Source organism: Rhodococcus sp. 05-2254-5 (assembly GCF_002258575.1).
GTDB classification, from domain to species: Bacteria; Actinomycetota; Actinomycetes; order Mycobacteriales; family Mycobacteriaceae; genus Rhodococcoides; species Rhodococcoides fascians.
In genome coordinates this window covers 28,900-51,703 of record NZ_NOZG01000002.1, presented here as the reverse complement: position 1 = coordinate 51,703, position 22,804 = coordinate 28,900, and the positions used below count along the sequence as shown (strand labels likewise).

Annotated in this window: 14 protein-coding genes and 1 tRNA gene; 7 read left to right on the top strand and 8 right to left on the bottom strand. The window is 62.8% G+C overall.

Translation table 11 applies throughout. The features are described 5' to 3' along the window. Positions 1-389: 389 nt before the first annotated feature. From CH278_RS01225 to CH278_RS01210, 4 genes are all read left to right on the top strand, one after another. Positions 390-1,304, top strand: a complete 915-nt coding sequence (locus tag CH278_RS01225) for a hypothetical protein (RefSeq protein WP_143536195.1) — start codon at positions 390-392, stop codon at positions 1,302-1,304. Between the two features lie 306 nt (positions 1,305-1,610). Further along, on the top strand, positions 1,611-2,186 hold the full coding sequence (locus tag CH278_RS01220; RefSeq protein WP_094620997.1) for a non-canonical purine NTP pyrophosphatase: 576 nt from the start codon (positions 1,611-1,613) through the stop codon (positions 2,184-2,186). 2 nt (positions 2,187-2,188) lie between these two features. Beyond that, on the top strand, positions 2,189-3,019 hold the full coding sequence (locus CH278_RS01215; protein ID WP_094621191.1) for an SIR2 family protein: 831 nt from the start codon (positions 2,189-2,191) through the stop codon (positions 3,017-3,019). 599 nt (positions 3,020-3,618) lie between these two features. Then, positions 3,619-4,383: a hypothetical protein gene (locus CH278_RS01210; RefSeq protein WP_094620996.1), complete on the top strand. Its 765-nt coding sequence runs from the start codon at positions 3,619-3,621 to the stop codon at positions 4,381-4,383. 759 nt (positions 4,384-5,142) lie between these two features. On the opposite strand, the gene CH278_RS01200 is transcribed toward CH278_RS01210, so the two are convergent. Beyond that, positions 5,143-6,744: a hypothetical protein gene (locus CH278_RS01200; protein WP_094620994.1), complete on the bottom strand. Its 1,602-nt coding sequence runs from the start codon at positions 6,742-6,744 to the stop codon at positions 5,143-5,145. Next, complete coding sequence (locus CH278_RS01195) at positions 6,713-7,312, bottom strand: hypothetical protein (protein WP_143536194.1); 600 nt, start codon at positions 7,310-7,312, stop codon at positions 6,713-6,715. The genes CH278_RS01200 and CH278_RS01195 overlap by 32 nt, the downstream gene beginning before the upstream one ends. Before the next feature lie 469 nt (positions 7,313-7,781). Between CH278_RS01195 and CH278_RS01190 the strand changes: the two genes are divergently transcribed. Continuing rightward, the gene (locus tag CH278_RS01190; protein WP_094620992.1) at positions 7,782-8,009 is read left to right on the top strand and encodes a hypothetical protein; all 228 of its coding nucleotides are present in this window, start codon (positions 7,782-7,784) and stop codon (positions 8,007-8,009) included. A 259-nt stretch (positions 8,010-8,268) separates the two neighbouring features. On the opposite strand, the gene CH278_RS01185 is transcribed toward CH278_RS01190, so the two are convergent. After that, positions 8,269-8,342, bottom strand: a tRNA-Lys gene (locus tag CH278_RS01185). Positions 8,343-8,434: 92 nt separating this feature from the next. Next, positions 8,435-8,656 (bottom strand): DUF3618 domain-containing protein, encoded by a 222-nt coding sequence (locus tag CH278_RS01180; RefSeq protein WP_027497653.1) that lies wholly within the window; start codon positions 8,654-8,656, stop codon positions 8,435-8,437. A gap of 78 nt (positions 8,657-8,734) precedes the next feature. Here CH278_RS01180 and bcp point away from each other — a divergent pair, with 78 nt between their 5' ends. Beyond that, on the top strand, positions 8,735-9,208 hold the full coding sequence (gene bcp / locus CH278_RS01175; protein WP_094620991.1) for a thioredoxin-dependent thiol peroxidase: 474 nt from the start codon (positions 8,735-8,737) through the stop codon (positions 9,206-9,208). On the opposite strand, the gene CH278_RS01170 is transcribed toward bcp, so the two are convergent. Both CH278_RS01170 and CH278_RS01165 read right to left on the bottom strand, forming a co-directional pair. Beyond that, positions 9,197-10,561 carry a dipeptidase gene (locus CH278_RS01170; protein WP_094620990.1) on the bottom strand — a complete coding sequence of 455 codons (1,365 nt, stop codon included), beginning with the start codon at positions 10,559-10,561 and terminating at the stop codon, positions 9,197-9,199. The genes bcp and CH278_RS01170 overlap by 12 nt on opposite strands. Before the next feature lie 74 nt (positions 10,562-10,635). Then, on the bottom strand, positions 10,636-11,931 hold the full coding sequence (locus CH278_RS01165) for a hypothetical protein (RefSeq protein WP_094620989.1): 1,296 nt from the start codon (positions 11,929-11,931) through the stop codon (positions 10,636-10,638). Between the two features lie 358 nt (positions 11,932-12,289). Between CH278_RS01165 and CH278_RS01160 the strand changes: the two genes are divergently transcribed. Beyond that, positions 12,290-12,928, top strand: a complete 639-nt coding sequence (locus CH278_RS01160; protein WP_080966258.1) for a TetR/AcrR family transcriptional regulator — start codon at positions 12,290-12,292, stop codon at positions 12,926-12,928. A gap of 77 nt (positions 12,929-13,005) precedes the next feature. Here CH278_RS01160 and acpS read toward each other — a convergent pair whose 3' ends face one another. Both acpS and CH278_RS01150 read right to left on the bottom strand, forming a co-directional pair. Beyond that, complete coding sequence (acpS, locus tag CH278_RS01155; protein ID WP_008715184.1) at positions 13,006-13,398, bottom strand: holo-ACP synthase AcpS; 393 nt, start codon at positions 13,396-13,398, stop codon at positions 13,006-13,008. Then, on the bottom strand, positions 13,398-22,697 hold the full coding sequence (locus tag CH278_RS01150; protein ID WP_094620988.1) for a type I polyketide synthase: 9,300 nt from the start codon (positions 22,695-22,697) through the stop codon (positions 13,398-13,400). The genes acpS and CH278_RS01150 overlap by 1 nt, the downstream gene beginning before the upstream one ends. Positions 22,698-22,804 lie beyond the last annotated feature (107 nt).

Below are 22,804 nucleotides of genomic sequence, written 5' to 3'. Positions count from 1 at the left end.
CGGACTCCGCCGGCGCGCATCCCAGATTCAGCGCATCTTTCACGATCTGGCGCACCTCAGGGTGAGCGACACCGAGACGCCGCAATCGACCGCTGCGGCACCCTGCATCCGTGGTCTGCCCTACGGCCCGCAGCAACAACAACACCCGATAGGCATGAATCAACCCCGCAGATCCCGTTCCACCTTATGCGCGGGCGATACAACAACGACCACCAGCTATACGTAACCAGTCTGCATTAACAGCTTGGATGGACCTTCCGTCACCACTCCCGAACCGGTTCCGACGCCGTGAACGAATGTTTTCACCACGCATGTAAGCATTGGCGCGAGGTGCGAAACCTCATTAGGCTTACTAACAGGCCGACAGGTCCCTTAACAGGAGGATATGAGTGGCAAAGCGTCCAAGTCGGAAGAATAAGAATCGGCCGCCCAAACCTCACCGCCAGCCTGCGCGTTCGCGCACACCGTTGCCGGAACTGCCCACCTCCGCCCACTCAAGGAAGAAGCATGGTGGAACCCTCACACTCACGGCGACAGCCTACGAGGACTCCGTTCTGCCCGTGCCTCTCAAGTTTGACCCACCGCTGTCTCACCTGGCATCGGACCCGACCGGATTCAATCATCAGTGGCAGCTCCTGACGTACGCGTTCGATCTCGACGATCCAAGAGACTTTCCGTCGTTCGAGACGACGCTGCCACCTGAGGATCTAAGGTCGCTACGGCGGTTCATAACCGTCGCTCAGACGGTCGCGCCGTACACACTGGTCAGCCACAAAGGTGGCTTCACGATGAACATCAGCAACGGCGAGGTTACACACGAAACCGTGGTCGCAGATGACGAAGTGATTGTCGGATTTTCGGTTCGATTCCGACAGCTACATCACTCTTCGTCGGGTGACCCAGACTTTAGCCGAGTGTCCAACATCCTGGAGAAGCACGCGCGTACACAGACTGACGTTTTCAAAGATGACCGCATAATGCTGCTTGCAAAGTGGCGAGCCGCTCGGGGGAAGCTGATTAATAGGAATCTCAAGAATATCGTGGCACGCATGGTACTTGAGAAGGATGATTGCCCAAACCCTAGCGACCACGCAAACTACGAAGGAATGAACCCGACAGAGCTGATTAATCTGTTCAACTACGGAGAATTGATCCACTTCGGCAAACACTCCGAAGAGTACGAGGAACTGGCGGAAGACGAGTTTTCCCATGACCACAAGCAACACGCTTTTATGGTTTCGATGTTGGGGTTAATACACCTCTACTTCGGTTACAGCGAGTTGATCCGAAAAGCCATCACCTGACACTCGTTTTGCCGCACTCAGCGACGGCTGTGATGAACCTTAGGATCATTCCAAGTCTTGGCACCGACAGCAGCTGGTTCTATGGACTTGCCGTGACCGCACGAGTCTACCTGATTTCACAATGGCGGGCTCCGCCTGGTCATAGCAATTCCAGCCAAGATTGCAGGTTTGGACCCCGCGGGGCACGGTCCGATCAAAGTCGACGTCCGACACCTCGAACTCGAGCAGTTCGACCGACTTTAAGGGCATACCGAAGGAGCAAGCGTACGGGTACCATACTTCAATGAGCAATGAACCAGGTGAGAGATGAGCGAAAAAGACGAACGTGAAAGGCGAACAATCCGATTTCTCTCGAGAAATTCGCACAAATTGGCCGAGGCCGCAAAAATACTGGAACCCTCTGGCGTGTCCGTCACGAAGATCAGCGAGCAGGTAGATGAGCTACAAACCAACCAAACAACTAAGCTTGTCAAGGACAAAGCGATTCGAGCCTTCCAGATCGTCGGTCGCGAACTGTTCGTTGAACACACTGGGCTCTACCTCGAGCAAATGAATGGGCTACCCGGCGGATTGACCCAGCTTTTTTGGGATAGCCTCGAAGCCGACAAGTTTTCCGAGCTCTTCGGAGGCAGCGCAGTCACGGCAAAAACGATCATTGGGTACGTCGACCCAAAATTGATGCAGGTCAAACTTTTCGAAGGCGAAGTTTCTGGAACGATTGCACCTGAGCCTGACGGCGACCGCAGCTTCCAGTGGGATTGCATTTTCATTCCCGAGGGATATGAGAAAACATTTGCGAGCCTGGGCCCGGATGTAAAAAATGAAATATCCATGCGGCGCAGAGCCCTGGACAAATTCGCCGTCCACTTAAAGCGAGGATGATAATGTTGTTACCGACGGCTTTAGTCGATGCAGTGCGCAGCGATAAAGCAATATTGTTCGCGGGTGCCGGGCTTTCTATGAACTTGGGACTTCCATCTTTCTCAAATCTGCTTGATAAACTTGCCCACGACCTCGACTTCGATCCTGAACTGTTCCAGCTTGCGGGCGATTTCATGACACTGACGGAGTATTACAGCGTGGTCAACGAGGGCCGCCTCGGTCCACTCAGAAGCTGGATGGATACTAACTGGCATGCCGAATCAATCAAGATTGAGGAATCTCGGATACACCACGCGATTGTTGATCTTGGATTCAGATCGATTTACACATCCAACTACGACCGGTGGCTTGAAAAGTCTTTTGAGCATTGGAAGAAGCCCTTTTACAAAGTAGCCAATGTTGCAGATATAGCAAGGTCTCCGATTGATACGACCCAGATTGTAAAATTTCACGGCGATTTTGACGACGACGATTCTCTAGTACTCACCGAATCAAGCTACTTCGGACGTATGAGCTTCGAGTCGCCACTAGACTTAAAACTTCGTGCCGACGTGCTTGGCAGCACGATTTTATACTTTGGATACAGCCTCAACGATATTAACATGCGGTACTTACTCTACCGCCTAGAGCAGCAGTGGTCGGAGTACGGACTGAGCAAATCCAAACCCCAATCCTTTATATTTTTGGCACGCCCAAACGCCGTACAAGAATTGTTGTTAGCCGCACGCGGAATTACACCGATAGTTGCAGAACATGATGATCCGAAACAAGCTGCCGAAGATTTCTTGGAAGAACTCCTGAATCGGGCACGCGGGATTAGGTATAAACATTGACAATACGGGCTTTATTGGAAGCCCATACCTCCGAAACACAATCGATATGGGCAATAAGTCCGACGGGTAAACTTGACCAGGGCGACGCTCCGGGCACCTCACTTTCTGGGTCTTAACGAGTGATTCCGACGCCAGGCTAACTTCGACCCCGGAGACCCGTACGCTGCGGACCCGGCAGCCGCGAGTCGCGTCGTCAAACAGCCAGATCGTCGGCCGGGTTACGCGGGCAAGCTAAAGGACAGTCTTGCTTGACCCGAGTTGCGTCGACGGTCGACGTAATCACCAAGCACGTTGACCGTCGCAGTGTTTACGGCGAACGGACGTGTGACCTCAGCAACGATCGTTCTTGAAAGGACGGCCGCCAGCTAGGTGGCCGGGATCGGCCGTTGCCATCAGGGATGTGACAGCCGCTTGTCGCGGGTCGTTGGAGCTCTCGCGGCCTGTCTTAGAGCGCGCCCATCTGCAATACAGAAATTACGGAGCAGGTTCTAGTTCGATAGTTGGCTGACACACCGACATGCTTTAGCCACGCAGTTCAGGCATCCTTTGACTCATGACACTTCTTGCCTACGTCGCTGTCGAGCGATGCCATCATTTGCATGGCAGACAGCATGACCACGCACAGTTCCGACTCTGAATCCTCATTTGACACCGTCAAGCTGCTTACCCACCGAGGTGACGCATATGCGCAAATGGCGTCTGCGGTGGTGATGGTTACCGGGCGCAGCGACTTCACTCCGGGTGGCGACACGAGCGCCGCGCCCGTGCCTGCAATCAACGTAGTTGCTGCAGCAATCAGCAACGGCTCAGCAAGGCCCCCTCGGACAGTGAAGGATCTAGGTGATGCCATTTGGTTGGCGATTCGACAGCGCATGCTTGCCGATTGCGGTCGCTGCACCGCTGCCCATCAAGCTGCGATCGACGACGCCGCAACTTGGGGATATCCGTTAGACGCGGCTGCGATCGCCGAGCTCGAGGTGGAGTGCGATATCTACGACAACGGAACAGGGCATGAGTTTGCTTTGCACGTAGCAGGTTTTGATCTCGACGGCCTCGGTCCAGTAGCGATGCGGTACTACCGCAGATGGACGCGGCCGGACCAGGTTTTTTCCAAGCCGATGGTGCTGAACTGCGTCTATCAATCCGCGCAAGAGCGCGATGTGCGAGACCTGGATACGGTGAAACACGTCCGGGGCATGACTATTGACGAGGGCAGTCTCGTTTTCCGCGAATTGAAGAAGGTCTTTCTCGACACCGTAAGGGATTGGAGGATGGAGAGCACGGTAGGCGGGTTAGTTCGCACCACAGTCCTGAAGCCCATGGGTGAGTCCTTCGATTTGGGTTGGAGCTTTGAGACCGGATAACGCGGAACGCAGAGGATCCGGCGGTCCGCCGCAGGTGCCACGGAAGGACAACGGTCCGGAGTTCATTTCACAGTTGTTGCGACAGTTCTGCTTGGACTGGCTTGGCATCTCCTACATCCCGCCAGAGACGGCGTTGAACAACGGGCACAACGAAACTTTCAACAACCGCCTCCGGAGGGGAAGCTTTAAACTGGACTACTGGGCAAGCCTGCTCGACGCGCGGTTGATGGTCGAGAACTTCAAGGACGACAACTCGATCGGTATCGCATTTCTCGCTCGGATACCTCACCTCCGACGGTGGCCCAGTCGATGACCAATTGGTCGCCCGGCCCCCTCATCGCGGGCGGCGGCAGCGGTGGTGCTCAGCCCGCTACGTCGCCTTCTCCTCCACCGCGAAACGCCGGAAGTTTACGGTCCGCCCCGTCGTAGCCGGCTTTGCAGGCAATCGAAAATGCGCCTCGCCGAGATCCTGGCCTTCGAATTGTCGATACGGCACGTGAACAGGTCGGTCACGGCGTGCTAACCGTCTGGCAATCAACCCTCGCAGGCGAACTGCTCGTTCGGCTTCGAAGCGGTCTGCGATGCGTTTGATGGTCTTGGAGGTGGTGCCGCACAGATTAGCAGCCAGCCGATACGACCGGACTTCTACACAGGTGGAACCGCTGTCCATTCGGTCCCACGCAAACTTCAATGGCACGCGTTCGCGTCCTGCTCAGTATCCGAGCTAGAACCGACTGGCTACTTTGCCTCTATATTGATTCACGCGTCGTCCGCGGTGGCACTACCTTCCGACAACCCGGGTTGGCGGGAAGGTCTCTGCTGGTCGAGCAACACCTTGTAAGCTCCCGGGTCGTGCCTGTTACGCGCTACCGCCGCGAGGAGCACTGAATCCAGCGCCTCTTGGGTGTCCTGTTGATCGGTGCCAGGGCGTTCCGACCACTCAGGATAATTGACTCTGGGCTGGGGATACACTCTCTCTCCGCCACGACGCCATCGCGAATGTTCCTCGCCCGCCCGCACAGCCGAAGGCACGATCTCTACAGCAAACGCATTCTGTCTGACTGCGTCGTAGAGCTCCCCCTCCCCTAGAACCCAAAGTGCGTCAAGCACGACACACACCAAGTAACTCGATCTCCGACACTCAAGTGTCGTAAAAGTTGTCCTACCCCCGGCTATCCTCTCGAACTGAACGGATTCACTCTCATCGATCCCGCCCAGTCCGAGCCCGGACTTTCTCTGGTCGTAGGAATCGAGCATCCACTGCGAGACCCTCCGCAGATACGACCGGGCGATCACTCTGTCGGCCGCGGCCAGAACCACGACTGCAGGAAGTACTCCAACGGCGAATTGATCTGAGGGCGGTCGCGCTGCGCCGTCATGTCCGCGGGCCAACGCCAGCACTGCCGTCGACGCACGTTCACGAATATGCCCGTTAGCTGCGACGAGACACAACAAGCTGAGTACCTCAAGAACCCGACTGCACAGGGCCGGGTACGTGAATACGTAGCCTAGATCCATTGTTTGTCCCGCCAAACTCAGCGGATCGCCGAGTATGGGTTCAAATTGGGTTAGCAATTGCGTCGAAACCGAAACGAATAGCCGCACCGCTGCGTCTCGGCTTCGCCGCAGAGCAGGCTCGTGATCCTGACTCGCCGGGGTCCACGTCGCCCTGTACAGATGCAGCGCTGTGTAGGCAGCGAGATCGAGCCGATGAGTATTCGTAAGTTCGCGGACAATGATCGCGGCTTCGATCATAGCCGTGCCACAAGTCCGACTGTCGTCTCCTGGTCGGTCGATCCACGCTCGCGAAAACCGTTCTAACCGTGGTTCGTTAATGTCTTTACGTGCAACAGAGGACAGGAGGTCCAGTAGGTCCGCTGAGTCACCTCGACTGGAGAGCCCGAGCGTGGGGTCTTGGCACAACCATTCCAAGATGGTTTCGCGATCCCACACGGTGAAATCGGCGAGTCCGCGCGAGCGGCAAGCATTTCCAAACGCTTGCGCTTCAGTTGATGCAGCCCCCTTCAGGACACCCGTTGTAACTAAAACTGCGACTCTCGGCAGTGCCGCATCGAAGCTCGGGTGAGCCAGTGTGTTGTACTCGCATTCCTCTAGTTGTGGCCTGACCGCGCGCCACTCCGACAGTCCCAGGTCTCCAGCCTTTGACTGAATGCTGTACTGACGAAGTGTTAGTCCGTCCTCGTCCAATCGCTTGGCGATTACATCTTTCCCGAACTCGAACGCGCCGTGGATGAAATGGACATCAATGAAACCCTGCGCGGAAAGGAGAGCGAGCAATGGCGCATCGAAATCTCGTTCAGTGAGCGTCTCAAGGAAGTTCTTGACGACGTCGCGAAGCATTCCACACCTCCCGTTTGCGTGCTATCACGCTTTGGAGCCGTTCCTCTTGTTCCCGAGTCGGCGTCTTGTCGCGAAGACGTCCGGCCGTGTCGGGATGGAGAACCAAGGCCAGATCATGGTTGCCGGTCTCGTCGAAGCCAAACTCGACCATCTCGGCGGCCTCGATCAGGACCTCAAAAATGTCCCGACCCGTAGCGTCGATCGACTGGTCGCTCGCTTCACAGACTTCGTCGAGATGGGCAATTATGCCCTCCGTCAGTTGGGTTCCGAGCGAGTCCGCCATCTCAAATATCAACGTAAGGAATGTGTCGACATCACCTCTGACGACGTCTCCCGCATGGATGCTGAGCTCATGCTTGACGCCCACGACTCGAAGCAATGGCGATGCGAGTTCATCGTCGCCTACACGATTTTCGTCTTCGGCTGGCAGTTCTCCCATCGATTCGTTGGGTATGCCTGCGAGAAGCGGATGCAATTCTCGGCTGAGCGCCTGCGTCGCCCCGTCGATCCAAGCGGTCGCGGACGCCCGATACTCGTTCTGCAACGCCCAGAAAACGTTCTCCGGCAAGTGCACCTCCTACGCAGGGTCGGCCACGTCGTTGCCTTCGGCCTGGGCCACTCAAAGATTAACTGCTCTCACCGACAGAGCGCATTCGCGCGCACCGCTTGGTCAGCGAAAAGAATGCCTGCATTCGCCATCTATCGGAGTTCATTACATCCATACGGCGCAGTAGGCGCGATCGGGTCGGGTCCATCTACTTCGCACCTGTGTATCCCTTGCACGAAGGTACCGGTCCACCAAAGTCTATTGGCTATCTGCCGTCGCTCGACATCAGACCTCGCTTCGACAAAGCACGCTTTCACGACTAAACGAGGCCCCAACCCAACCGTGTGACGGACCTGGAGCATCGACGAGGACGACCTCCTTCCAAGCTTGCGACACGGGCACCTTCCGCGCCTACCACTCGGATATCGGCCGCGCACTTGTCGTCGACGTTGTCTGGTCGAAATGCGCCGCTGTGAAACGCAATACCACTATGAAGGTCTTCGATGCCGGCACCGAACAAACCCGTCAGAAGGACCACGAGGGGTTGCTGAACGCCGGCTCCAGTCCGATTCCTACCCGCGCCGCCGAACCAAACAGGATTTGCTGGACTCAGCTGTCGGACGAGCAACGGCTCGAACCGGCCCGATCGACCACGCTGATTGCTCACCAAACTTCCGATTCACGCTCGACTCTTTCGGCCAAAAAGATGGGTAACTGATGAGTTGGGCGTCCACAGGCGTCCACTCGCGCCCCGGCTGTCCAAGGTGACGCAAGACCGCGCAGGTCAGCAGCGTTCCCGCCGCACTTGACTCCCAATATTTGCGATTAAGAGTCAAGTCTCCGAAACGCCCTCCGGCGCTTGCGAACCCGCAGGTCACAGAGTTGTCCATTCTTGCCAAGCTTGCGGTCGCCTACACGTACCCGGACAACAAAAAGTGCCCCTGACCAGCGATTACGCTGTTCAGGGGCACTGGTTGTGCGCCATCAGGGATTCGAACCCCGGACCCGCTGATTAAGAGTCAGCTGCTCTAACCAACTGAGCTAATGGCGCCGATCCGCACCGCGTGTTCTCTGCGGTGCGGGAGAAACATTAACAGCAGATGCGGCCAGATGTGAAATCGGCTGGTCAAGGCACCTGTTGCGTCAGTTGAAGATCCTGCGAACCACGAGAACTGCTACCACTGCGCCGACTCCGAGCAGAGTGAACTTCACGGCCGGCTCGTTGAGCTTGGCCACCACCGTCTGCTTGGTGTTGGCGACGATGTTCTTGGGGCTGGCACGGACGCTCAGCTCGTCCAGCGTGCTGGCCAGCTGATTGCGAGCGGCCTCGATCTCGCGCTCGATTCGGTCGGTGTCCTTGGCCACGTGTCCTCCAACTTGTCTGCAAATAGTCTTGGTCGTACTCGAGCCTAGAGCACGGCGGTATTTCGATACTCTCGTGCGGTGACCGAATACAGCAAGCTCGAGCCGGGCGACACCGCTCCGGCGTTCACCCTGCCCGATGTCGACGGCAACGATGTCTCTCTCGCCGATTACGCCGGCAAGAAGGTGATCGTCTACTTCTACCCCGCCGCGAGCACCCCGGGCTGCACCAAGCAGGCCTGCGACTTCCGCGACAGCCTCGCCGAGCTCAACGGCGAAGGCCTCGAGGTCATCGGCATCTCCCCCGACAAGCCGGCCAAGCTCGCCAAGTTCCGCGACAAGGAGGAGCTGACATTCCCCCTGCTCTCCGACGAGGAGAAGACGACGTTGCAGGCCTGGGGTGCGTTCGGGGAGAAGAAGAACTACGGCAAGGTCTACGAGGGCGTCATTCGTTCGACGTTCCTGGTCGACGAGGAGGGCAAGATCGAGGTGGCTCAATACAACGTTCGCGCCACCGGCCACGTCGCCAAGCTCCGCCGCGACCTAGCTGTCTGAACCGGCCAGCCGCTGCAGGAACAGCGCCTCGGCGACGGCCATCTTCTCGATTTCCGTCGGGTCCACGCTCTCGTTGGGGGCGTGGATCCGGCATCGGGGTTCTTCGACGCCCATGAGCACGATCTCGGCGTCCGGCAACGCCTCCGCCAACGCGTTGCACAATGGAATGGACCCGCCCTGCCCAGCCGTCCCCATGGGACGTCCGAATGCCTCTTCCAAGGCACCTGACAACGCCGCGTAGCCCGGGCCGTCCGTTCTGGCCCGGAACGGACGACCGATGGCCTCTCGCTCGACGGTGACGCGCGCATTCCACGGCGTACGTGCCTCCAGATGCGCCACCAACGCGTCCTGCGCCTGCAGCGGATCCATCCCTGGCGGAACTCGCAAATTCAGCCGTGCCGAGGCTCGAGGGGAGATTGCAGCGGCCGAGCCCACGACGGGTGGGCAGTCGATTCCGAGAACGGTCAGAGCCGGGCGCGCCCATACCGCGTCGGCCACGGTTCCCGAACCCGCCAGAGCGACTCCGTCGAGCACCCCGGCGTCGGATCTGAACTGCTCGGCGTCGTAGGGCACGCCATCCCAGGTCTGTGCGCCATCGAGACCGTCGACCGTGGTGTCACCGTGCTCGTTGCGCAGAGTTGCCAGAACCTGGATCAGTGCGCCGAGCGCATCGGGTGCCGGTCCCCCGTACATTCCCGAATGCACTTCTCCGGCAAGCGTTTCCACGTGTACGACGACGTTGGCTATCCCACGCAGGGTGGTGGTGACCGTCGGCAGACCCACCGCAGTGTTGCCGGTGTCCCCGATCACCACGACATCGGCAGCGAACAACTCGGGCCGCTCGTCGACGAGTGCTTCGAGCCCGCCCGTGCCCATCTCTTCAGAACCCTCGCAGACAATGCGCACGCCGACATCGAGCGACTCCCCCACCGCGCGCAGCGCCAGCAGATGCATCAAGACGTTGCCCTTGCAGTCGGCCGCGCCTCGGCCGTACCACCGACCGTCACGCTCGGTCAGCTCGAAAGGCTCACTGTCCCAGCAGCTTCTGTCGCCGGGAGGCTGGACGTCGTAGTGCGAATACAACAGAACGGTCGGTGCTCCCGCCGGTGCCGGCCGCGAACCGACGACAGCCAGTGAGCCGTCGCTGGTCTCGATCAACTGCACGTCGGGAATTCCGGCGTCGACGAACGCCCGCTGCACCCACTGCGCTGCACCGACGCATTCTTCTACCGGGAACTGCCGAGGATCGTGCACAGATCGGAACCGGACCAGTTCTGCCAGCTCCGATTTCGCGCGAGACATCGACTTCGCGATCGCGGATCGAATGTCGGCGGGGCGTGCATCGGTCGGCATGGTTCCTCCAGACGAGAAATGACAGACGGGCTCTCGCCAGTCTGTCATTTGCTCGCACCTACCGAAGCGACACGTCAGCCTCCGGCCAATTCCTGCGCGATCCACTCACCTGTGTGCTGCCAGTGCCGATCCCAGGCTTCCTGCTCGAGTTGCTCCTGGGATTTACCCGGCTCGGGAACGACGGTGGGCACAGTCAATTGCGGCGGATCCACAGTCGCCGCAGCGGGCTTCGGGGTACCTGCAGGCGCAGCGCCCGGCGGCACCCAGGAGGGCGGAGTCCCTTGCTGTGGAGTCCCTTGCTGTGGAGTCCACTGCTGCGTCGTCCCAGTCGGCGGTGTGGTCGTCGGCTCAAGGGCTGAATCCGCCGTGGGCGGGAGCGTCTTCGGCAGGGCGTCGGCCGGAAGCCCAGGCGCAATCGGCGCAACTGTCGTCGGATCGACGTATCGCGTTGCGCCGGCCAAATCGGCACCGCCATTGCGTCGGTCGACGCTCTGCCCGGCGGTCGCATCCCCATTACTCGGCAGCGTGGCTGCAACGGCGACACCGGCCGAGGCCACCCCGGCGAGCAGCACCGCAGCAAAGATCAGTTTGCGGCCGCCGGTCGCTGAACTCGACCTGCCCGTTGCTGCCACCGGGGACGTGAGCACCACCGAAGGGACCGTCTCCGGCACTGCGGCTTCTTCCGCGTCGTCGGCCCTCTCAGTTTCCACGAGAGCGGCCTGATCCTCGACCGAAACCGACGCGAGCCAGGCCGCCCCGCAGGCGGCGACCCGATCAGCGGCACCCACCCGCACGACGGGCACCCCGAGACCGAGGGAGAGAATGTCGATCAAGTCCCGGTTGCTCGATCTGTCTCCGAACAGCGCCACCGCCTGTGGTTTCTTGCCGGATTCGTCGACCACTTCCCAGGCCAGCGGAATCGTGCTGCCGATTCGTTCGGGGGACATCGAGTCCAGGGCAGCATTCTTGGCGGGCGTGAGCGTGGCATCGGCTGCGTCGGCGAGAGAGATGCATACGCCGTGTTCGCCCATGTAATAGAGCAGCACCGTGCTCGCGTCGGCGAGGTCCTTCGTACGGGCCAACCAGGACAGGAACGACTGGGATGCCGAGACGAACACCGTCGACTCGTCGGTCACTGCCGTGGCGAGTTCGGCGCGCTCGGACTCGGACCGATGCACGACGGCGACGGCGACGACCGACACGTTCAGCGTTGCTGCCTCGGCACGCATATCCGAGATCGCGCGCGGTAGGACGGCGGTCACGTCGGGGTCGAGCGAGGTGGTGGAGTGCGCGAGCACCTCCCCCGAGGTCGGCTCGAGCAGGACCGTCTGCATCGAGCCGGATTCGATCGCTGTACCGATTGTTGCCACTGCAGTCTCCCTGTGCTCGGGGTGAGGCTCCCGACCATGAACGTCGTCCCACGGACACGAACGACGGCCACCCTGCACGGAAATTGATTCAATACCTATAACCATACCGGTTGCCCGTTTGGCTGGCCCATATTGAACTTGGGGATTGTCACAGCAAGACGGTCCGACAGCTGTCGACGCACACAGCGGTCCCCCACAAGAACGACCGAATCCGGAGTGGGCGATGCGACCCGCACGACAGAAGTGGATACCGTGCACCCGCGACGGATAGCCTGACCGGGTGGAATCCTCTGCTCATGCCCAGTCCTCGCGCCGTCTCGACGCCGCGCTCGAGTCGACGGCGCAGACTCAGGAGCTGATGCCGAGGCGCCGTCCCACGCAGGAACGCAGCCAACGCAAATTCGACGCGTTGCTCCAGGCGTCGCGTGAACTGCTCAGCGACGTGGGCTTCGAGTCGTTCACGTGTGAAGAAGTCGCGTCACGCGCAGAGCTCCCGATCGGCACGCTGTACCAGTTCTTCGCCAACAAGTACGTCATCGTCTGCGAACTCAATCGTCAGGACCTCGTGGGAGTCCAGCAGGAATTGGCAGAGTTCGACGGCGAGGTCCCGTCCCTGGACTGGGTGCGGTTCCTGAACAATTTCGTCGACCACATGGCCGGCATGTGGATGACGGACCCGTCGCGCCGCGAAGTATGGCTCGCGATGCAGTCGACTCCGTCCACCCGCGCCACCGGGGTTATTCACGAGCGCGAGTTCGCCGATCAGGTCTCACGCATGCTCGGACCGTTGACGCCGCGCACGCCGCGGCACCGTCGCAATCTGATGGCCCAGGTGTTGGTACACATCGTCTACTCGATGCTGAACTTCTCGGTGCAGGACGGCCAGAGCCACGAAGATGCCGTGGCCGAACTCAAGCGAATCATGATGGCGTATCTGCTCGTCGCAGAGAAGGAGAGCAGGCGCTCGGGTGGGTCGGTCACAACCGACGAAGCCTGACCCGCCCGCTTCACCCACACGAAAGGCCCGCCCGATCTCGTGGATCGGACGGGCCTTCGTCGTCGTTCAGCGCGGAGTTACTCCTCCAGGATCGCCACCGCGGCGGCGATATCGCCGTCGTGCGTCAGCGACAGGTGAATCTTGACCGTCGGCAGAAACTCCTGTGCCATGCCGTGCAGCTTGATGGACGGTCGACCCCACGCATCGTTGACGACCTCGATCAACGGGTACGGATTGTCGCCGATCTGCGGCGGGCGTGCGAAACGTGATGTCGCCCAAGCTTTCAAGACTGCTTCCTTGGCTGCCCACCGTGCCGCGTAGTGCCGCGTCGGGTCGGAGCTCTTGGTCGCCGCGTGCCGACGTTCACCCGCGGTGAAGCTGTCGCGAATCATCGTCGTGCCGACCTTTTCCATCTGCTCGGCGAAGTCGGACACCGTCACCAGGTCGAAACCCACTCCCAGGATTGCCATCAGATGGCACCCGGCAGACCGGAGGAGTAGACGTCGTCCTCGCCGAGGCGAGCGGACTCGTTGAGCAACACGTTGGCCTCCAGTTCGCGTGACGCCTTGGCCGGCGTCCCGTCATGTCCCAGTCGTCGATCGTCGGGCCGCTCGTAGAGGGAGTCGCCACCCACCATCGCGGAGATCAGCCTGCGCTGACCGGCGATACGACGCTCGTTCGCCTTCGCGATGTACTCCGCACGCCGCTCGGCCGGAACGGCCTCGAGGAATGCTTGCGGGTGCACCAACGCGATGAGTCCGGACACGTGCCCGAAGCCGAGCGAGGTGAGCAGACCCGCCTTCAGCGGAACCGAGTCACCGAAGCGCAGCGGCTCGCGAGCCCACACCAAGTGCTCGAAACCGGTCATCTTGTCGTCGACGCAGTCGAGGCTGCGGTTCGGCGGGATGACGCCGTTGGCCAGCACCTGGCACAGGCCGATGAGCTGCCAGGCAGCCGCTCCGCCCTTCGAGTGCCCGGTGAGGGACTTCTGCGAGACGACGAACAGCGGAGCGCCGTCCGAGCGGCCGATGGCCTTGGCGAGGCGCGTGTGCAACTCGGCCTCGTTCGGGTCGTTGGCTGCGGTGGACGTGTCGTGCTTGGAGATCACGGCCACGTCGTCTGCGCTGACGCCGAGTGCGTTGAGCGAGAGCGCCAGTGCCGAATCTCTGCCGCCGCGACCGGCGCTGAGTGCGCCGAGTCCCGGAGCCGGGATCGACGTGTGCACTCCGTCGCCGTACGACTGTGCGTAGGCCACCACTCCGAGGACGGGCAGGCCCATCTCGAGTGCCAGATCGCCGCGAGCGAGCAGAATCGTTCCGCCGCCGTGCGATTCGACGAATCCTCCGCGCCTGCGGTCGTTTGCCCGGGAGAAGCGTCGATCGCTGATTCCCTTGGCGGACATCGCTGCCGAGTCCGCCGTGGCCGACATGTCGCCGAAGCCGATGATGCCTTCGGTGCTCAGGTCGTCGAATCCGCCGGCGACCACGAGCTGCGCCTTGCCCAGCTTGATCTTGTCGACGCCCTCCTCGACCGAGACGGCCGCGGTGGCGCAGGCGGCGACGGGGTGAACCATCGCGCCGTAGCTACCGATGTACGACTGAACCACGTGTGCAGCAACGACGTTCGGCAGAGCCTCCTGCAGGATGTCGTTCGCACGGGCATCGCCGAGCAGGGTGTCGATGTACAGCGAGCGCATGGACTCCATGCCGCCCATGCCGGTGCCCTGAGTGTTGGCGACCAGCGTCGGGTGCACCCAGCGCATCAGTTCCGACGGGTTGAAGCCCGAGGAGATGAAGGCGTCGACCGTGGTGACGATGTTCCACAGGGCAACACGATCCACCGAACTCGCCATGTCGGGCGAGATGCCCCACTTGGTGGGATCGAATCCGGTCGGAATCTGACCACCCACGGTACGGGTGAGCTTCATCTTGCGCGGAACGCGAATCTCGGTGCCCGCCTTGCGAGTGACCTGCCAGTCGCTCGAATCGGGAACCGGTGTGATCAGCGTGTGCTCGGGATCGGCAGCCGCGAACGACCGTGCGTCGATCTCGGTTCCGACGACGAACGTGAGGTCGTTGTCGAGGAAGATCGAGGTCATCAGCGGAGCGGTGTTACCGACCATTGCGCCGTCGTCGCCGTACGTGCGGATACCGCACTTCTCGACCACGATGTCGTGGTACTTGTCGGCGATGTCCTCCTCGGGAACGAGGTCACCGGACTCGATGTCGTACCAGCCCGGCTTGGGATCGTTCTCCCAGGCAATCAGGCCGGTGTTCCACGCGAGTTCGAGAACGCCTGCGGCAGAGAGCTGCTCGTCGACCTCCATCTCGAAGCGAGTACGCGCCGAACCGTAAGGTCCGAGCTCACCTGCACCGACGATGACGATCAGGTCCTTCGGATCGACATCGAGGGCGGGCCACGCCGGAGCAGTGGTCGGGGCGAGCCGCGGAGGTGCGGGCAGTGCGGCGATGACCGAACTGTCCACGGCCTCTTCGGTCTTCTCGGCCGCAGCAGCGGCCGCGTCGCGAGCAAGCTCGACGAGGTTGAGCTTGGTGTTGGCCAAGCCACCCGTCAGATCGGCGACGATGGGCTCCTGCGCGGCCCGACGACGTGCGTCGAAGGTGCACAGCCGCAGCAGCTCGGTCGCCATCTCCTCGGTCGACCAGGTACGGACACCTTCGGCTTCGACCGCCTCGACGATGGGATCGTTGCCGCCCATCAAGCCGGTTCCGCGAACCCACCCGATGTGAGCGTGCGCGATGGACACCCGCTCGGCCCAGTTCTTCTCCGAGCCCCACTTCGCGACGACTGCATCGAGTGCGGCCTTCGACTCACCGTAGGCACCGTCGCCACCGAACATTCCACGGTTCGGCGATCCTGGTAGCACCACGTGCAGATGAGTGTCGATGTCGTTGTCGTAGCCGACCTTCGACAGTCCGGTGATCAGACGCTCGACCGACCAGAGCAGCACGCGCATTTCCATCTCGGCGCGAGCTCCGGCGTCGGACATCTCGCCCATGACCCGGGGTGCGGCGAACGGGAACAGCATCGTCGGAGTGGCAGCTGCCTTGACCAACGTCTTTGCGCCACCGGCAGTGTCGATGTAGTCACTGCCGATCCACTCGATGAGGGCATCGACGTCGGTGTACGACGCGATGTTGGCCGGAACCACCCACAGCGACGCTCCGTTGCGAGCGTTGTCGCGGTAGAGCGAGCGGTAGAAGCCCAGGCGCTCGTCGTCGAGCCTGGAGGTGGTGACGAAGACCGTCGCTCCCCCGGCCAACAACTGAGCGGTCACGGCCGCGGCGATGGATCCCTTGCTGCCACCGGTGACGACTGCGACGTCGTCGGCCCACTGCCCCTTGTCCTCGGATGCGACCGCGATGTCTGCGATGCGTCCGAAGGTCTCGGCGAGCACGGCCTTGTTCTCGTAGTCGGCCTTCGCCTTCCACCACTGAGCCTGTGCTGCAACGGCATTGCCTGCGCCGGCGAAGGACTCGACAGCGACATCACCCGCGGTACCGAGCCACAACCGAGCCAGATCCTCACGGGCGGTGGCCCACCGGTCGTCGATCAGCACGGCGCGCTTGGCGTCGAACGCGGGGGCGACGAGGCGAGGCCAGTCGGAGCCGAGCTCGGCCGAAACCAGCTCCACCAGAGCAGCATCGGGGTTCTCGGCCAGCAGCGCGTTGGGTGCGTCCGCCAGGCCGAGCTGTTCGAGCACCAACCGGGCTGCGGAGGCGAGAACGCCGTCGCGACCGGTGATGTGCTCGGTGAACTCGCCCAGAGCAGCAGCGTCGACGGTTCCGCCGGCTCCGCCACCTGCCTGCGGCATGGACACTGCGATTCCGCGACGAGCGGCAACCGACGCAACCGCGGCGTCGATGACGTTGTCGACGGCAGTGCCGTCGGCGAGAGCGCCGTCGGCCAGGCCACCGAGTGCGCCACCACGAACCGAGGCACCGTCACGGGTACCGAGAGCGACCTCGGCGGTGACGTGGTGCGCCCAGCCGTCGCCCAGTTCCCAGGTCTTCTTGACGCGGTCGGCGATGGACGCCGGGCGTCGTCCCGAGGGGCCGAAGACCTTGCGGAGATGGTCGTTGATCGAGTCGCTGAGCACCGGGCCGAACGGCTTGTAGGTACGAGCCAGCTTGTTGACCGTGCCCGAGAGCGCGCCCATGTCGGCATCTGCTGCGCCGTCGATGGCACCGAGCGAGAGCTCGGAACCGAGGTCGACGAGCAGCTGGTTACGACGTGAGGACACGCCGTCGCACAGCGCCTCGATGGTGTCGGCGGGCCCGATCTGATCGAGCTGCAGTTTGGTCCACAGTCCGATGAGGATCTTGGTCGCATCGGCGGCGACGAACGCGATGTCGTCGGGACGAGGTCCACCCGACGGTGCAGCGGCTGGAGCGGGTGCTGCAGCCGGAGCGGCCGCGGCTGCAGGAGCAGCGGCCTCGGGAGCGGGAGTCGCCTCGTCCTCGTCGGCCGGAGCCGGGTCGGTATCGGTGCCGTAGACAATCGCGGCTTCGCGCTCGAGGTTCAGCACCTCGACCGGGTGGCCGAAGCGGCCGGGCAGCTTGAGAGTCTGCGACGCGAGGTTGGCCACGGTCGGTGTTGCACCGAGCCCGATCTCGACGAAGCGCTCGACGCCCATACCGCCGTCGGACTCGTCTGCGAAGAGCAGATCCTGAGTCTCGATCCACCGGACCGGGCTGGCGAACTGCCATGCGAGCAATTCGGTCAGAATCACGCGGCACAGATCGCTCGGCCGTGCGGCCCACGAATCGAACTCTGCGAGAACGGTGTTCAGCGGCTCGGACGGTACGAGGTCGGCGATCTCCTGAACGAAGGCCCGGTCGAGCGAGAACGGCTTGGGCACCAGGTTCGGAATGTAGCGACCGACCAGGATCGCGGGATCGAGCTGCTCGGGCAGCAGGGTCTCGAGGCGGCTACGGAAGTCGTCGACTCCCCCGCGCAGAACCGTCGAGTGGAACGGCACGTCGATGCCCGGAACCATGATGTAGGCCGCCTTGCCGCCGAACTCTGCCCGGCGGATGGCAATCTTCTTCTCGAGCTCACCGAGGCCGGCAACGGTGCCCGCGATGGCGTACTGCGAGCCACGCAAGTTGAGGTTGACGATCTCGAGGAACTCACCGGACTCTTCTGCGACACCGGCGACGAAGCCCTGCACGTCCTCGTCGGCCAGGCCGATCTGGGACGGGCGGATGGCAGCCATGCGGTAGTCACTGCGGCCGTTCTCGTCACGGGGAACGAGTGCGTGCATGGCCGAGCCGCGCTGGAAGACGACCTCGAGAACAGCCTCGAGCGGGAGCACACCGGCAACGGCGGCCAGCGCGTTGTACTCACCCACCGAGTGGCCGGCGAGAATCGAATTCTCCACGAACGCACCGGATTCACGCAGCTCGGCAACCTGTGCGACACCGAGAACGGCCATCGCGACCTGGGTGAACTGCGTCAGGTGCAGCACACCGTCGGGATGCTTGTGCGTGACCCCGCGGGCCTTGAGTGACGTCGGATTGTCGCGCACGACAGCGAGAATCGAGAAGCCGAGCGCGCTGCGCGTGTGCTTGTCGGCACGCTCCCAGATCTCACGCGCGGCCTTGGAGCGAGCGCGTGCGTCCAGTCCCATACCCGGGCGCTGGATGCCCTGGCCGGGGAACGCGTAGACGGTCTTCGGCGCGGCGGTGCGTGCGGTGGCGACCATGACCAGTTCACCGCCGACTCGGCAGGACACCTCGACCAGTTCGGCACCCTGGTCGAATCCGGTGCGGTCGACGCGAACGTCGATCTCCGCTCCGGGACGGACCATCCCGAGGAAACGAGCAGTCCAGGCAGTCAGACGACGCGGAGGAGTCTTGGTGTCCTCGTGGTCGACTGCAGTGACGGTTTGCTGCGCCGCAGCCGAAAGCCACATGCCGTGCACGATCGGGCTACCGAGGCCGGCGAGCAACGCCGCGGCATCCGAGGTGTGAATCGGGTTGTGATCGCCCGAGACCTGCGCGAATGCGGCCATGTTGCGCGGGGCCACGATGGTGGCCTGGCGACGGCGACGGCGCGGGGTGTCCTTGGCGTCGGCGCTCAGCGAACCGCCGGCGCGAGCCGGATCCACCAACTCGCCCTTGCCGGTGCGTCCACGAATGGCGAAGCGCTCCACCAGAGTTGCGACGGCCGGGGCGTCGAGCCCCTCACCGAGCATGGCACCGATTTCGACGGTGACCTCGACGACGCGACCGAGATCGGTGTCGAGCACCTCTCCTGCAGCGGCCTTGACCACGAGAATCGACGTGTCGATCGGCAATTCACCGACGAGGTTGACGCTGTGATCGAGGTGCACCAGGTCGAGCATGCCCTCGATGACGTCGATGCCCTCGGCGTTACGGGTCGCACCGAGGACGGCGAAGACGGCGGGCCAGCAGGCACCGACGAGAACGTCGGGAACGGCCTTGCCGCTGACGGTCAGTGTGTCGGGCAGTCCGGATCCGGTGACGCCGGCGTGGTCGGCGATCAGATCGGGGATCCAGGCGATGTTCAGCCGCGCGACACCGTTCTTGACCGTCGGAAGCTCCTGTCCGGCCGCAACTCCGAGCAGCGCCGACATGGCCTGCTGAGCATCCTGTGCGGTGACGACGGGAGCGCCGCCGTCGATGGTGGAGGCGGGCACCGTCAGACGGATCCGTACTTCCTTGCCCGGAGCGAGCGGGACCAGCAGTTCGACGTGCTCGGAGTCGAGCACGGTCAACGTGGAGCCGGTCTGCGGATGCGAGGCGACCGTATCGGAGTCGACGGTCCAGTCGGCCGGATCTCCCAGGCGTGCAACGGGGTTCTGCGTCATGCGCGAGGCCCACGTGACGTCGGGAGCTGCCAGCACGATGCCCAGCAGTCCCGGTGCGATCTCGGCGTGGCGTCGGCTGGCGATGGCCGCCGGCTCGACACCCTCGGCGAGAAGCTGGTCCGCGGTGGCCTTCTCGAAGCGGTTCAGCAGTTCGCCCACCGGCTCGTCGACGCGAGTGATACCTGCGACGGCAACGGTTCCGGGGATGATGCAGACCTGATCGGCGGAGTAGCGAGCGTCGTGTGCCTGCCACAGCGAGTCACTGCGCCACCAGCGGCGCACGTCACCGTCGACGACGGGAACGAAGTTGACCGGCTTGCCGGGCATGCGGCACAGCGAGGTGAAGAAGGTGATGTCGGCCGGGTGCAGAATCACGTCACCGGCGTCGGGGAACTGAGCGAGCAGCGACTTCAGTGCTGCGCGGGGACGCTCGAGTACCTCGGCGTCGGCGAACAGGGTGGGGATGGGTCCGCGATCGACCGGGTGCAGACGTGCCTCGGCGCGCTGCAGCATTTCGAGGAAGCGGGTGCGCCAGGTGACATCGAGCCACACCGATTCACGGGCCTCGGACACCGCATCGGTGAACTCGCCACCGCAGTCGAATTCGCTGCGTGAGTCCGTTCCGATGGCCAGGTCCAGGTAGCGGCTCAGCCACTGCTGGTAGGTCATCTCGGCGACGTCGCCGAAGAACGGCTTGGCGGTGCCGTCGAGTGCGGCGATGATCTCGTCGCGGCGCTCGGCAACGGCGTCGGCGTTGCCGGCGACCTCGTCGAGCAGCCGACCGCAACGTGATGCCGCATTGTCGATCTCGTGAATGTCGGCACCGAGCTGGCTGCGGCCCGACGCCATTCCGCCGTTGGCGGTTCCGGCACCGACCCAGTCGGGAGTTCCCGGAGTGTCGACGAGAAGCTGCTTGACCTCGGGAGCCGTTGTGGCTTCCAGAGTGGCCATCGCAGCGGTACCGACGAGGATGCCGTCCAGAGGCATCTTCGGGTATCCGTGCACGGCAGACCAGGTTCCGGTGAGGTAGTCAGCGGCCCGCTCGGGTGTTCCGATACCGCCGCCGACGCAGATCACCAGGTTGGGGCGCGAGCGGAGCTCGGCGTAGGTGGTCAGCAGCAGGTCGTCGAGGTCTTCCCACGAGTGGTGCCCGCCTGCGCGGCCACCCTCGATATGGACGTTGACCTGGTAGGACGGAACCTCGTTGGCGATGCGGATCACTGCGCGGATCTGCGCGACGGTACCCGGCTTGAACGAGACGTAGCTGATTCCGGCCTCGGAGAGCTCTTCGATGAGAGCCACTGCCTCGTCCAGTTCGGGGATGCCTGCCGTGACGACGACGCCGTCGATGGCCGCACCCGCTGCACGGGCCCGCTGCACGATGCGGCGACCGCCGAGCTGCAGCTTCCACAGGTACGGGTCGAGGAAGAGCGAGTTGAACTGGATGGCACGGCCGGGCTCGAGCAACGTGGAAAGCTCGGCGACGCGGTCGGTGAAGATGTCCTCGGTGACCTGTCCGCCACCGGCGAGCTCGGCCCAGTGGCCTGCGTTGGCTGCGGCCGCGACGATCTTCGCGTCGACCGTCGTCGGCGTCATGCCGGCGAGCAGGATCGGCGAACGTCCGGTCATCTTGGTGAAGGAGGTTTCCACGACGACACGGCCGTCGGGCAGCGTCACAGGCTTGGGCGCGAATGCCGACCATGCCGGCTGCACCTCGGGAGCGGCACCGGGAGTGAGCAGATTGCGGTGGCCGCCGCGTGAGGATGCCGCGATGATGCCGACGCCCTGTCCACGCAGCGCCGGGGTGGTCATGCGGGTGAGGAGGTCACCGGGTCCGAGGTCGAGGATCCAGTCCGCGCCGGCCTCGACGACACCGTCGATGGCGTCGACCCAGTCCACGGAATCGACGAGGATCTTCTGCGCCAGTTCGCGGGCCAGGGCGGCGTCGAGACCGCACCGCTGCGCCCAGGCGTCGACGAGCTCCACGGCGTCGTTCAATGCGGGGTGATGGAAGCCGATCTCGACCGGGAGCTGCTCGAAGACGGGTGCGAACACCGCGCCGCCGCGCTTCTTGGCATCGCGCTCACGTTCTTCCCGAGCCGCGATCTGCTCGCACTTCTCCTGCACGCGAGCCAACTGAGCCGGCGGGCCGGACAGCACGACGCGGCGACGACCGTTGCGGATGGCCAGAGCAGCGGAGCGTTCGGGTGCTCCCGGTATCTCGAGCTCGTCGACGATCGCCTGCAGACGTTCGGGCTCGACGTTGCCGACCGAGACCATCGGCGCACGGTCACCGGCACCGATGATGCCGCGGCGACGTCCGACGAGTCCGGCAGCGGCGCCGACCAACTGAGCGATGGCCAGGAAATTGGCGTCCTGTGCGCCGTCCGCGGCGACGGACTCGGCGGCAATGAGGCCCTGCGAGTGTCCGACCACCTTGACCGGCGGGGTCTGGGCGGGGTCGAGGCCCTGCAGCTTCAGCGCACGCAACGCGGCGACCTGAGTGAGAAAGACGCCCGGCAGAGACACCGCAGCCGAGGTCAGTGCCGCTTCGGAAGGCCCGTAGGAGCCGGCGGTGTCGTCGTCGGCGAGGTCCTGCTCGAGCATCCAACCGATCGGGTCGAAGCCGACCGAGCGGACGACCAGCAGCTCGTCGGACACGGGCGCCAGCACTGCTGCGGCCTCGTTGACGAGATCGGTCAGTTCGGGCTCGAGTGCGGAATCGCGCGCGAGCTCTTCGAGCGAACTCAGCCAGGGCGCACCCTGACCACCGAACGCCAGGGCGTACGGCTCGCCCGCGGCGAATCGATCTGCCAGAGTCCGAGAGCCGCCACTGCTTCTAGGGGCTTTGCCTGCGTTGCCTGTGCTTCGCGAGCCGCGTCCGTGTGATGGTGTGCTCTCGTTGATCGTCAAGGCTGAAGATTCCTCTCGTGGACGTCTCGGGGGGTCGAGGCGTTCGCTGTGATGACTGCCGTGGTGCGTCGTGGGCAACAGGGCAAAGCGTGAGCCTGTCTTCGTCG

Excerpts from the sequence above, each read along its gene's own strand:
- CH278_RS01160 (WP_080966258.1), top strand. The coding sequence starts at position 12,290 with ATGCCGAGGCGCCGTCCCACGCAGGAACGCAGCCAACGCAAATTCGAC.
- CH278_RS01200 (WP_094620994.1), bottom strand. The coding sequence starts at position 6,744 with ATGCTTCGCGACGTCGTCAAGAACTTCCTTGAGACGCTCACTGAACGA.
- CH278_RS01215 (WP_094621191.1), top strand. The coding sequence starts at position 2,189 with ATGTTGTTACCGACGGCTTTAGTCGATGCAGTGCGCAGCGATAAAGCA.
- CH278_RS01210 (WP_094620996.1), top strand. The coding sequence starts at position 3,619 with ATGGCAGACAGCATGACCACGCACAGTTCCGACTCTGAATCCTCATTT.
- acpS (WP_008715184.1), bottom strand. The coding sequence starts at position 13,398 with ATGGCAATCCTGGGAGTGGGTTTCGACCTGGTGACGGTGTCCGACTTC.
- CH278_RS01190 (WP_094620992.1), top strand. The coding sequence starts at position 7,782 with ATGAAGGTCTTCGATGCCGGCACCGAACAAACCCGTCAGAAGGACCAC.
- CH278_RS01220 (WP_094620997.1), top strand. The coding sequence starts at position 1,611 with ATGAGCGAAAAAGACGAACGTGAAAGGCGAACAATCCGATTTCTCTCG.
- CH278_RS01170 (WP_094620990.1), bottom strand. The coding sequence starts at position 10,561 with ATGCCGACCGATGCACGCCCCGCCGACATTCGATCCGCGATCGCGAAG.